Raw genomic sequence first — 11,817 nt, 5'->3', positions numbered from 1 at the left:
CGATCCAGGAAGAGCAACGAAGCCAAATCATCGTAACGTCCCCTAAGGGAATGCACATGGACAATGCGTATCCACTACAAGCATTGCACATGTTCACTACACGCATGTATTGTTTTGAGCGAGCCAGTTGACGCCTGCGGCTCGAAGGGGGATTCACATGCAGCGGAAGTCACTTGGCCTCGTGGCGCTGATCGTGGTTCCCAGCCTCTTGTTCGGGCTGCTCTTTTCCGTACTCTTACTCCTTGCCCCGGCGAAACCCGCCGCTGCCGACTGCGGCCCGACCGTCTCAGTGGCGATCAACGGCGTCGATGGCTATTCCCAAGAGCAGTTGAAAAATGCTGCGCTGATCATGGACGCCGGCAAGGCGCTGAAATTGCCCCGGAAGGGCCAGATGGTCAGCGTCATGGTCGCCCTGGGGGAGTCCGGGCTGCGCGTGCTGGACTACGGTGACGGAGCCGGCCCTGACTCTCGCGGGTTGTTCCAGCAGCGCGGCAACGGCGCGTGGGGCTCCTATGCAGACCGCATGGACCCCGCCATCAGTGCGACGAACTTTGTTAGGGCCCTGCAGGCCGTTGAGGGGTGGGAGCTGCTGGAGCCGACCATCGCCGCGAGCAAGGTGCAGCGCAACGCCGACCCGTACCACTACCGGAAGTACTGGCCCGAGGCCGTCAAACTCGTCCAGGCACTCTCAGACGGGAAGCTCTCCCTGGAAGGCAGCGGCTGCGCCATTCCGGGGCAGTCCGGTGCCGGGGATGACTATCCCTGGAAAGACTCGCCTACTTGGTCGCAGGTGGGGGCGAACGACGTCAGTACTTCGCCCCTGAATATGTACTACCGCGAGTGTGTGGACTTCGCGCTGTGGCGGGTGAACCAGCAGATGGGCTCCATCAGCGCACCGTTCAAGTTCCTCAATGGCACATTCCGTCCGGACGGGGAACGGTTGGGTTCTGCCGTGACGTGGAAAGCCGGCTGGGACGCCAAGGGCTGGCCCACCGGAACCACTCCGCGGGTCGGGGCGGTCGTCTGGTACGCCCCCGGCGTCGGGGGAGCGGACCCGAGATTCGGTCACGTTGGCGTGGTGAAGAAAGTCCAGGCCGACGGGACCTACGTCGAAGAGGGTTACAACGGCAATCCGCCCCCCGATGACCACAACTACTACACCCGGACCGTCCGCAGCACCGTCCCCTCCGCTTTCCTGTACCTGCCCACTCCAGAGGAGAAGAAGTGAAAACACCCCTGGCCCTCATCGCCGTGGCTCTGCTGTGCGCTGCGTGCGCACCGCCAGCGAGGACAATGCCAGCACCGGCAGAATCAGCGGGCAGTTCCCCAGCCGCCTCCGCGCCGGTCTCGCTGAGCGCCAACAGCGGCCCCCAGGCACCCGGCGGCACAGCCCCGGCCACCACAAGCATTGGCTGGGATCAGGCCAGCAGGGACAGGGCCATGGAAGTAGCTGAACAGGCGATGGCTGACTTTGCCCGCCCTGCCGTGGATCAAAAGCAGTGGGCCAACGATCTGGCCCGTTGGCTGACACCGCAGGCCACCGCCGACTACTCGGCAGTTGACCCGGCCAACGTCCCGGCCAACCGCGTGGGGCCGGCCACGCTGAGCGTGGATGAAGCCAACGGCTACGGGGTCCTGGCCGCGGTCCCCACCAACGCCGGGACCTACACGCTGCAGCTGCTGCGCACGGACAAGGAAGCCCCGTGGAAGGTCAACCGGCTCACACCCCCATCCTCCTAAGCCCCGCACCTGTGTATCTCACGTAAAGGAAGAAGTTCATGGCTACCGCACCCACCGAAGTCCTGGCATTTCCAAAGATCAGGGCCATCGTCCGCGACAACGGCACGGCCGAGGTCGTCGTCGCGGGTAACTCCCGTCTCGTTCCTGACGGGGAATCGCTGCAGGACCTCCGCAACAAAGCCCTTGCCCTTGTCGTGGGCGAAGCCCAGACACTGCAAAGACCTGTCAGGGTCCGGATCGAGGATCCCGAAGGGCACGGCGAACTGATCGTGCACCCGGACAGCAGGATCGAATCTGTCTCTTACGAGACACACCCCGCCCAGCGCCGAGCAGAAGCACTCACTACAAAGACCTCCGCTCCCATCGTCACTCGTACCGTCCCGCCTCCTGCAACTGAGCCTGTGGCCACCCCGGGAGAACCCGCGGCTGCGCCTGTCGCCACGGTGGACCATCAGACGTGGCCACCCGGCCCTGCCTCATCAGAGTCCAGACAGACACCGGCGGCCCGGAAAACGCAAACGGCTGTCACCGCTGAGACCACGGCTCCGACCCGGCGCAACCTGAAGGAAACTTCATTCCTGGTAAGCGCCCCCATTCTGGAACCGGCCACACGTGGTTGGCGGGGAGCGCTTACGCGCCTTGGCTTCCGGATGGACCCCTCCGCCGACGAACTCTCTGAGCGGGAGGATGTGAGCACTGTCAGCCAGCACTGGCCCGGTCCCAGGACCATTGCCGTGGTCAACCGTAAGGGCGGGGCGAACAAGACCCCTACCGTCGTCATGCTCTCGGCCATCCTCGCCCGCTATAGCGGGGCCGCGACCGTCGCCTGGGACAACAACGAATCCCAGGGCACCCTGGGTTGGCGGACGGAAAAGGGCGCCCATGACCGGAGCGTCCTGGACCTGATCGATGCCTCCACCGAACTCCTCTCACCGTCAACGAACGCTGCCGAGATCGCCAAGTTCGTCCACCATCAGACCGCCGACAAGTTCGACGTGCTGCGCTCAGACGAAAACGAAGAAGGCGACCACGAAGTCACCGCCGAAGAAGTCGACATCGCCCACCAGGTCCTCACCCGCTACTACCGGCTGGTGGTCATGGACTCGGGCAACACCGCCCGGGCAGCGAACTGGCGACGGATGATCGACCACACCAACCAGCTCGTCGTGCCCGTGACGGCGATCGAGGACCGCGCCGAAGCAGCCCGACTGACCCTCCAGACCCTCGAATCCCGCGGAGGCCACGACGCCGAACTGGCACGCAACGCCGTCGTAATCGTCTCCGAATCCACCGACGCCAAACGCAGCATGACCGGGGAGGCCCTTAAGCGCGCCAAGGCCGAGGCACAACGGATCGCGGACGGCTTTGAGCCGTTCGTCCGTGCCGTCGTCCGCATTCCTTACGACCCGGCTTTGGTGAACGGCCCGATCCGCCACGAGGCACTTCAGCCTGCCACCCAGCGGGCGTGGCTGGCCGCAGCGGCCGCCGTCGCCCACGGCTTCTAAGACAACCCAACCCCCAACGGACCCTGAGAGGAGGAACATGCAACAGTCCCTGAACCCCTGGATCACCAGCCCAACTATCGCTCAAGACGCGGCCGAGCCAGCACCGTCCGAACACCTACCCCCTGTCGCAGTGATAACTGCGCCGCTGCGTGGAATGGTCGAACCCGACGCCGCAGACTGCCTGGGCCGGCGCACCATGTCAGGTACGGCAGCAGTCTGGATCACGGGCGCCCACGGTGGATCCGGTGAAAGCCGAATCGCTGGCCTCCTCGACGGGGCCAGCGTCACCGATCACTGCTGGCCCGTCCTGCAGGACGGCAGCAGGCCAAGCGTGCTGCTGGTTTGCCGGGCCGACATGCACGGCCTCACAGCCGCCAGGGGCGTACTGACCCAATGGGCATCAGGGGCGGCGCCGGAGGTCGATCTGCTCGGCCTGGCCATCCTGGCCGACGCACCAGGGAAGACTCCCAAAGCGCTCCGAGACTTAGCCGCCATCGTCGGCGGGGGAGCACCCCGCCTATGGAGGTTGCCCTGGGTAGAGGCCTGGCGGCACGGGGAATCCACGGCGCCGCCGGCCCGCGAGTACCAATGCTTCATCAACGACATCACCGTTCTGGCCACCCGACCAAGCACCACCAATTGAAAGGTCCCACCATGAACTCCTTCTCCGCCCGTGCAGCAAGCGTCATCCCCGACCCCACCCCGACCGTCCCCGACCAGGCTGGCGGACTGCTGACCATCCTGAACTGGGCCTCCGGTATCGGCCTCATCCTCGGGGTCCTGGGCGTCATCATCGTCGGCATCGGCATGGTCATCCAGCTCCAGCGCGGCGAGGGCGCCCAAGCCATCGGAAAGCTCGGCTGGGTCCTTATGGGCTGCATCATCATCAGCGGCTCTTCGGGCATCGTCCGCGCCTTCGTCTAAGCCTGCACCAGCAACGGGAGGTCCCCCATGAGCCAATCAACAGAGCGCACCACCGCAAGCAACCCGTTCACCAAGCCCGGTTTCATCATCGCCGCCGCGCTGGTGATCGCGCTGATCGCAGCAACCGTCGTCATCTTCCTGCTTCCCAAAGGATCCGCCAATTCACAGCCGGCCCCAACAGCACCGTCCGGTAGTCCGGCAGCCAGTCCCAGCGCTTCGGCTGAAGCTGGCAAGAGTGTTTGCGGACTGCCTGCCTCGTCGGAAACAGCGCTGGGAAGTGCGCCAAAATCAAACTGGGAGCTTGTGGGACGCATAGCCACGCCCACCGATCCGAAGACAATCGGACCGGGCACAACCGATGAAAGTGGTTTTCGGTCTTGCTTTGCGCATTCCCCGACCGGGGCGTTGTATGCAGCAATGAATGTCGCCGCTCTGGGCTCTTCCGGTTCCACCGAGCTGCAGCAAAAGCTAGCTGACAAGCTGCTTGTTCCCGGTGCTGGTAGAGACGCAGCGATGCGCGAAGTTGCTGCTGGCTCCGGTACCGCAGGCTCAAGCACTCCCATCCAGGTGCGTGGTTTTCTCATGAAGTCCTACACGCCTGCCGAAGCAAATATCGACCTTGCCTTTGAGACAGATAAGGGTGCATTGGCTCGGCTGACGTTGTCCATGCGTTGGATGGAGGGAGATTGGAAAGTGAAGCCAGCAGATGATGGCGTCACCTTCATGGGTCCCACACAGATCAGGGACCTGAGTGGCCTGATCCTATGGGCCGGGGTCTGAAATGGCTTGCGGCTTTCTGGACGTTGGTTGCGGAGTTGGCGCCGCCGTATCTGATCTGGCTGACGACGCTATGGGCAACATGGCCAAGGCCATCATGGAGGGCATGAGCCAGATGGTGACAACACTGTCCACGTTCTGGGTCTCCATGCCCGCGGTGAACCTCACGAGCGAAGACGGAACTCAGCCGAGCTCTGTCGTGTCTATGGTGAACAGCGAACTGATGACCTGGACCCTGACGCTGGCAGTTCTCGCAGTCATTACCGGGGGCTTTCGTATGATCTGGGAACAGCGCGGAGCACCCCTGAAAGATCTGCTCCGTTCCCTCATCACGCTCACACTGGTCTCTGGGCTTGGCTTGGGAGTCATCTCGATTCTCGTCATCGCCGCCGATGCATTTTCGGCCGCCATCATCGAGCGGTCCACGGACGGCAAGGGCTTTGCCGAATCCATGAAAATCCTTGTCGTGACAGGTCAGACAGGCATCGGCGTGTTTGTCCTCATTGTTCTGGGCCTGATCGGCTTGATTGCTTCCCTCGTCCAGATCATCCTGATGGTCGTTCGCAGCGGCATGTTGGTGATCCTGGCGGGCATCTTGCCCACCACGGCCGCTTTCACGAACACGGAGATGGGCCGGCAATGGTTCCAAAAGGCCGTCGGTTGGACAATCGCCTTCATCCTCTACAAACCGGCAGCGGCCACCGTGTACTCGGTCGCGTTTCTCCTCATGGACAAGAAGGACGGCAGGGATGCCATTGTCGGCACTATCACCGGTTTCACCTTGATGATCGTGGCCTTGTTCGCCCTGCCGGCCTTGATGCGGTTCGTCACACCGATGGTGGCCGCCGTCGCTTCCGGCGGGGGAGCAGGGGCAGGAGCCGCGGTTGGGGCCCTGGCCACTGGCGCTGTTTCCCTGGGCCGCGGTGGCAGCGGACGCGGCAATGCCGCCCCCATCCCGGCGAGCACAACCAGCACGTCCGGCACACGCAGCCCCGATGCCGGTGACGCGCCGAAGGGCAGTGACGGAACGCCTGGCCCGCGAGGCGGGGGAGGCCAACCCATGCCCGGTGCCACGGGGCCTGGCGGAGCTGCCGGCACCGCAGCCGAAGGTAAGGCGGGCATGGCAGGAGCCGGGGCCTCAGCAGGCACTGCTCGTGCAGCAACCGGAGCCAGCGGGGCAACAGCCGCAGCCGGTCCAGCCGGCACGGCCGTAACTGTGGGCGCGCAGGTGGCGTCCAGGACGTCGCAGGCCATCGAAAAAACCGCACAGGATTCAACCGGGGAGGGCCCCAGTGGCAGCAATTAACACCGAGTACAAGGAACCGTCCTACGGGAACTGGCGCATCCCGCGCTCTGCCGGACTGGGCAACCTCGGTGCCATCGGCACCGGAATTGTCATGGCTGGGCTGTTGATGGGCATCATCAGCTTCGCCATCTGGGGCCTTCTCATTGGGCTGGGCGTTCTGGCCCTGGCCGGGGTCAGCGTCCTGTTGCTGACGGTCAAGGACAAGCACGGCCAGTCCGTCGTCGACCGCTTCGGCACCCGGATGAGCTTCCGGATCTCCAGATCCACCGGGACGAACCTTTACCGTTCCGGCCCGCTGGGCGTCACGCGATGGGGCATGTACCAGCTCCCCGGCCTTGCCGCGAAGTCGACCCTCTACGAGTTCACCGATTCCTACAAGCGCCCGTTCGCCATGCTCCACGTCCCGGCCACGAGCCACTTCACCGTGATCTTCTCCACCGAACCTGACGGCGCCTCACTGGTGGACCCGGAACAGGTCGATGCCTGGGTGGCGAACTGGGGCGGCTGGCTCGCCGGCCTGGCCGACGAGGCCGGACTGGACGCTGCGGCCGTCACGGTGGAAACCGCCCCGGACTCCGGGTACCGGCTGCGGAACGAAGTGGACATGAACATCGACCCTGGCGCACCGGACTTTGCCCAGGCGATCCTGCACGAGGTCGTGAACACCTATCCGGAAGGATCGGCCACGGTCCGCGCTTGGGTGTCCCTGACCTTCAACGCCGCCCTTCGGGCCGGGGCGAAGAAGCGCACACCGGAAGACGTGGCACGTGACCTCGCCGCCCGCATCCCCGGCCTGTCAGCGCGCCTGCAGTCCACCGGCGCCGGTATCGCCCGTCCGATGACGGCGCAGGAACTCTGCGAGGTCGTCCGGGTCGCCTATGATCCCCCCGCTGCGCTGATCATTGATGAAGCCCACGCCGCCGGGTCCCCGGTTTCCCTGACCTGGGGTGAGGCAGGACCCACCGCGGCACAGGCGAACTGGGAGGACTACCGGCACGATTCCGCGTTCTCGGCGTCCTGGACCATGACGGGAGCCCCGCGCGGGTCCGTGAACTCCTCAGTCCTGTCCCGGTTGCTGGCCCCGCACGGCGATATCGACCGCAAGCGGGTCTCCCTGCTGTACCGGCCGATGGATTCGGCCCGGGCCGCTGCCGTGGTCGAGCGGGACCAGAACAACGCCAACGTCCGCATCACCTCCGGGACCCGTCCCAGCGCCCGTGCCCTGGTCGATGCCCGATCCGCTGCCCAGACAGCGGCCGAGGAAGCCCAGGGCGCCGGGCTGGTGAACTTCGGCATGGTCGTCACCGCCACCGTCACCGACAGGGAACGCCTCCCCGATGCCGTGGCCGCCATTGAACAGACCTCCGGTACCGCCCGCGTACTGCTGCGCCGCGCCTACGGCGCGCAGGACACCGCCTTCGCTGCTTCCCTGCCGCTGGGACTGGTCCTGCCCAAACACAGCATGCTGCCCTCCGAAATCAAGGACGCCCTGTAATGGCCCACATGAAGCTTTTCGCCCGTCTCTCCAGGAGAACTGCTGGCCCGGCAAAGCCCGCCCCGAACGTTGAGAAGCAGGAGTCCCGCGAGGCCGGGCCGGGTGCCCGCGGCTGGCCCGGACGCGGCGGTGGCATGGCGCAGCTCGTCCCGTCCGTGACGGAATACCGGGGAACCACCATCCAGGTCTGCGGGTTGTGGCCGTTTTCCTCCGGCGCGTCCTCGCCCATGATCGGCGTCCCGCTGGGCCGGCACGAAGAAACCCAGGCCACGGTGTGCTGTGACCCGATCAGCTGGTTCCAGCGCGCCCGGCTCATCTCCAACCCTTCCGCCTTCATCCTCGGCAAACCCGGGCTGGGAAAGTCCACGCTGGTGCGCCGGATGTTCCTCGGCCTGTCCGCCCAAGGCGTCCACCCGCTCGTGCTCGGGGATTTGAAGGGCGAGCACATCAAAGCCGTCCAGGCCCTCGGCGGGCAGGTCATTTGCCTGGGCCGCGGTGTCGGTTACCTGAACATCCTCGATCCCGGCCAGGCCGTCGAGGCCGCCGGGCTCCTCGAAGCTGACGGTCATCACGCTGCCGCTGCCCGGGTTCGGGCCGACGCGCATGGCCGCCGGCTGAACATGGTCGTCTCGCTGATCACGATCAGCAGGAACAACCCGCCTACCGACCAGGAGCAGACGATCCTGGACCGGGCGCTGCGGGTCCTCGATGACCGGTTCGATGGGATCCCGGTCCTGAAAGACCTGCTCGACGTGATCGTGTCCGCCCCGGCTGAGTTGCGCGAGGTCGCCCTGGACCGCGGCGACAGGAGCGTCTACCTGCGGGAGACGCGGGCGCTGGAAGCGACCCTGCTGGGCCTGACCGGGGGAGGGAAGCTCGGAGAGATCTTCTCCCGGCAGACTACCAACCCCATGCGGCGCGACCGGGCCGTGGTATTTGATGTCTCCAGCATCGATGAGACCGAGACTGATCTGCAGGCCGCGGTGCTGCTGGCGTGCTGGTCTTACGGGTTCGGGACCGTGAACGTCGCCAACGCCCTCGCCGACGCGGACCTGGAGCCGCGCAGGAACTACTTCGTGGTCCTGGACGAGCTGTGGCGGGCGCTGCGCTCGGGCAAGGGCATGGTCGATCGAGTCGATGCCCTGACCCGGTTGAACCGGTCTGTAGGGGTCGGGCAGATCATGATTTCCCACACCATGTCCGACCTTCTGGCACTGCCTGCTGAGGAGGACCGGATGAAGGCCCGCGGCTTCGTGGAGCGTTCGGGCATGGTGATCTGCGGCGGCCTGCCGGCCTCGGAAATGCGCCTGCTGACCTCCGCGATCCCGTTGTCCCGGCAGGAACAGCAAAAGCTCATTTCCTGGCAGGACCCGCCCGCGTGGGATTCGCGCGGCGTCGACGTCGAACCCCCGGGCCGGGGGAAGTTCCTGATCAAGGTCGGCGGCCGCCCGGGCATCCCCGTCCAGATCGGGCTGACCTCCCTCGAACGGGACGGGGGACTGAACGACACCAACACCAAATGGCACCCAAAGACGCTTATGGAGCCGGAAGCTCCAGAGCCCATTGAAGGAGGGACCCTGTGAGCGCACGGAACCGTAAAGGAATAGGCCTCGGTGACGCGCTGCTGGTCTGGCTGGGCATCGCGTTCGTCGTGATCTTTGGCGGCGGGACCTACGGGGCCGCCCACCTAGGCTCCTGGATGGCCGGCATCCAGGCACCTCCGGCCCATCCGATCGACCTGATCGCAGGGCTCATCAAAGGAAGGGTTCCTTGGCCCACGCAGGCCACGGTAGCCGCCTGCGTCATGGCCGGCCTGCTCCTGGCCGTGGCCCTCGTCGTGCTCGTGGCCTGGAGGAAGGGCTCGTCCCAGCGTGCCCGTGTCGACAAAGCCGCCCCGTACCTGGGCCGGGGAAAATCGCTGGCCCCGTTCTCCGAGAAGGGTGCCGCCGCCAAAGCGGAACGGTTGGGCGTGACGGGCAGTCCCGGGATCGTCGTCGGCAAGGTGGTCTCCACCGGCCAGAAGTTCATCCAGTCGTGGGAAGACCTCAGCCTCGATATCTGGGGACCCCGGACCGGTAAATCGACCTCCCGGGTGATCCCCGCCATCCTCGACGCCCCCGGCGCCGTAGTCTCAACCTCGAACAAACGGGACGTCGTGGACGGCACCCGCGGCGTCCGCGAGGCCACGGCACCGGTGTGGGTGTTCGACCCGCAGAAGATCGCCCAGGAAGAACCGGACTGGTGGTGGAACCCGCTCGCCTACGTCACCGACGAAGAGAAGGCCTACAAGCTCACCCAGCACTTCTCGTCCGGCTCACGGGTCCCCGGATCCAAACCCGATGCCTACTTCGACCCCAAAGCCGAGGACATTCTTTCCTCGTACTTCCTCGCCGCCGCGCTCGGGAACCTGCCCATCACGCAGGTCTACCTGTGGGTGACCGAGCAGGTGAACCGGGAACCCATCAACATCCTTAAACAGCACGATTACGAGCTGCAGTACAAAGGCCTGGAATCAACCCTGGAACTTGCCGACAAACAGCGCGACGGTATCTTCGGCACCGCCGAGAAGATGGTCCAGTGCCTCAAAAGCAGGAACACGCTGCGCTGGGTCGCCCCTACCGGCGGCGCGACTGTAGCAACGGACCGCCGGCGTCTGTTCAACCCGCACGCCTTCGCCGCCTCGCAGGAGACCATCTACATCCTTTCCAAGGAAGGGGCCGGCTCCGCCGCCCCGCTCACCACCGCCCTGACCGTGGCCATCGCCGAGGCCATGGAAGAACGCGCCGAGCGCAGCGGCGGCCGGTTGCCCAAGCCGGCGCTGTTCGCCCTGGACGAGCTGGCCAACGTCGTCCGCTGGGCAGCCCTGCCGGACCAGTTCAGCCACTACGGTTCCAAGGGACTGATCGTCATGGGCATCCTGCAGTCATGGTCCCAAGGCGTCGAGCTGTGGGGGGAGGCGAACATGCGGAAAATCTGGTCGGCCGCGAACGTCAAAGTCTACGGCGGCGGCGTCGCAGAGGAAGGCTTCCTCCGGGCACTCTCGGACCTCATCGGGGACTACAGCTACATCAACGTCTCCGCATCCTCCGGCAGGTCCGGCTCCAGCCGATCCCGACAGGAGGCCAAGGAACGCATCTTCGACGTCTCCAACCTCGCCGAACTGGACCGCGGCCGCGCCGTCGTGCTCGCCTCCGGCGCACCCGCCACCCTGGTCCGTACACTCCCCTGGTACACCGGCCCGCACAAAGACGCCGTGGAGGCATCCATCAACAAATACAGCCCACAGCCCGAAGAAGAGCCAGTCCCGGTATCGGCTGCGACGACCGCGAACCCCTGGATCACAGGCAAGGATGCAGTCAGCCATGGCAGATGATTTCGGATTGTTCGACACAGACACCCCGGCACCGACTCCCGGCAAGAGCGACGGCGAGAGCAAGGAAATGGCACCGGAGCTCGTGTACGGCTCGGCCGAAGAATTCCTGCATGAACAGCTGCTGCCCACATACGTCCGCAGCGTCACCGGCAAATCAGCCAAATGGTGCATCCAGTGGTACTTCCACCCCGAAGCCGTCTCGCGCATAGCCGCCCTGTGGCGAGCCTGGGAACACCTGCGTCTCGACCCAGCCACCGGAATGAGCGTCTGGTGGCGCGACCACGCAGACCACCACATGCGCGTCCTCCTCGACCCACAAGGCCCCTTCTACAACTGCGACATGAAAGAACACCGCGACCCCGAACACCTGGAACCAAAGAAAGCACCGGACGGATGGTTCCCAGACGTACGGACCCAGCCTGCGTAAGAAAATCTGCTCAACCTAAGGCAGTGCTGCTGCACCTAAGGCAATGCTGCTGCCCTGCCCCATTTCAATGTCGAGTTGGGATCTATGCGCGCCCAGCGTCGCTGTCGGCGAACGAACAATTAAGACCGAAAGTCTCAACACCGCGCTCGTGTCCGGAGGTCGGAAGGTTGAAGCGGGGGTCCGGCCCGAACGGCTGAGTATTTCCATGCCCACTATGTACGGGGATGGTCCCGGCCCCCCTCTCTGGCTGATTGTCAGGCGGTGACCGTT

11 protein-coding genes are annotated in these 11,817 nt (G+C 65.1%); all 11 read left to right on the top strand.

The genetic code is table 11. The features are described 5' to 3' along the window. Positions 1 to 157 precede the first annotated feature (157 nt). The 11 genes from ABRP34_RS23270 to ABRP34_RS23220 all read left to right on the top strand — a co-directional run bounded on the left by ABRP34_RS23270 (position 158) and on the right by ABRP34_RS23220 (position 11,547). A complete protein-coding gene (locus ABRP34_RS23270; RefSeq protein WP_353713482.1) occupies positions 158 to 1,228 on the top strand; it encodes a CHAP domain-containing protein in 1,071 nt (356 codons plus the stop codon). After that, positions 1,225 to 1,740 (top strand): hypothetical protein, encoded by a 516-nt coding sequence (locus ABRP34_RS23265; RefSeq protein ID WP_353713481.1) that lies wholly within the window; start codon positions 1,225 to 1,227, stop codon positions 1,738 to 1,740. The genes ABRP34_RS23270 and ABRP34_RS23265 overlap by 4 nt, the downstream gene beginning before the upstream one ends. A 38-nt stretch (positions 1,741 to 1,778) precedes the next feature. After that, positions 1,779 to 3,245: a chromosome partitioning protein ParA gene (locus tag ABRP34_RS23260; RefSeq protein ID WP_353713480.1), complete on the top strand. Its 1,467-nt coding sequence runs from the start codon at positions 1,779 to 1,781 to the stop codon at positions 3,243 to 3,245. A gap of 37 nt (positions 3,246 to 3,282) precedes the next feature. Beyond that, the gene (locus tag ABRP34_RS23255) at positions 3,283 to 3,888 is read left to right on the top strand and encodes a DUF6668 family protein (protein ID WP_353713479.1); all 606 of its coding nucleotides are present in this window, start codon (positions 3,283 to 3,285) and stop codon (positions 3,886 to 3,888) included. A gap of 11 nt (positions 3,889 to 3,899) precedes the next feature. After that, complete coding sequence (locus ABRP34_RS23250; RefSeq protein ID WP_353713478.1) at positions 3,900 to 4,169, top strand: hypothetical protein; 270 nt, start codon at positions 3,900 to 3,902, stop codon at positions 4,167 to 4,169. Between the two features lie 27 nt (positions 4,170 to 4,196). After that, positions 4,197 to 4,949, top strand: a complete 753-nt coding sequence (locus ABRP34_RS23245) for a hypothetical protein (protein ID WP_353713477.1) — start codon at positions 4,197 to 4,199, stop codon at positions 4,947 to 4,949. A 70-nt stretch (positions 4,950 to 5,019) separates the two neighbouring features. Beyond that, entirely contained in the window at positions 5,020 to 6,252 is a 1,233-nt protein-coding gene (locus ABRP34_RS23240; protein ID WP_353713476.1) for a hypothetical protein, read from the top strand. Continuing rightward, positions 6,239 to 7,747 carry an SCO6880 family protein gene (locus tag ABRP34_RS23235; RefSeq protein ID WP_353713475.1) on the top strand — a complete coding sequence of 503 codons (1,509 nt, stop codon included), beginning with the start codon at positions 6,239 to 6,241 and terminating at the stop codon, positions 7,745 to 7,747. Before ABRP34_RS23240 ends, ABRP34_RS23235 begins: the two co-directional genes overlap by 14 nt. Next, positions 7,747 to 9,330 (top strand): DUF87 domain-containing protein, encoded by a 1,584-nt coding sequence (locus ABRP34_RS23230; RefSeq protein WP_353713474.1) that lies wholly within the window; start codon positions 7,747 to 7,749, stop codon positions 9,328 to 9,330. The genes ABRP34_RS23235 and ABRP34_RS23230 overlap by 1 nt, the downstream gene beginning before the upstream one ends. After that, entirely contained in the window at positions 9,327 to 11,120 is a 1,794-nt protein-coding gene (locus tag ABRP34_RS23225; protein ID WP_353713473.1) for a TraM recognition domain-containing protein, read from the top strand. The genes ABRP34_RS23230 and ABRP34_RS23225 overlap by 4 nt, the downstream gene beginning before the upstream one ends. Continuing rightward, on the top strand, positions 11,110 to 11,547 hold the full coding sequence (locus ABRP34_RS23220; protein WP_353713472.1) for a DUF4913 domain-containing protein: 438 nt from the start codon (positions 11,110 to 11,112) through the stop codon (positions 11,545 to 11,547). Before ABRP34_RS23225 ends, ABRP34_RS23220 begins: the two co-directional genes overlap by 11 nt. Positions 11,548 to 11,817: the final 270 nt, after the last annotated feature.

This window comes from Arthrobacter sp. K5, assembly GCF_040448525.1.
In the GTDB taxonomy this organism is placed as follows: domain Bacteria; phylum Actinomycetota; class Actinomycetes; order Actinomycetales; family Micrococcaceae; genus Arthrobacter; species Arthrobacter globiformis.
The sequence above is the reverse complement of the archived record's forward strand: the minus strand, read 5'-3'. Positions and strand labels throughout refer to the sequence as shown.

Coding starts and splice junctions, on each gene's coding strand:
- ABRP34_RS23270 (WP_353713482.1), top strand. CDS start 158: ATGCAGCGGAAGTCACTTGGCCTCGTGGCGCTGATCGTGGTTCCCAGC.
- ABRP34_RS23260 (WP_353713480.1), top strand. CDS start 1,779: ATGGCTACCGCACCCACCGAAGTCCTGGCATTTCCAAAGATCAGGGCC.
- ABRP34_RS23255 (WP_353713479.1), top strand. CDS start 3,283: ATGCAACAGTCCCTGAACCCCTGGATCACCAGCCCAACTATCGCTCAA.
- ABRP34_RS23250 (WP_353713478.1), top strand. CDS start 3,900: ATGAACTCCTTCTCCGCCCGTGCAGCAAGCGTCATCCCCGACCCCACC.
- ABRP34_RS23245 (WP_353713477.1), top strand. CDS start 4,197: ATGAGCCAATCAACAGAGCGCACCACCGCAAGCAACCCGTTCACCAAG.
- ABRP34_RS23240 (WP_353713476.1), top strand. CDS start 5,020: ATGGGCAACATGGCCAAGGCCATCATGGAGGGCATGAGCCAGATGGTG.
- ABRP34_RS23230 (WP_353713474.1), top strand. CDS start 7,747: ATGGCCCACATGAAGCTTTTCGCCCGTCTCTCCAGGAGAACTGCTGGC.
- ABRP34_RS23220 (WP_353713472.1), top strand. CDS start 11,110: ATGGCAGATGATTTCGGATTGTTCGACACAGACACCCCGGCACCGACT.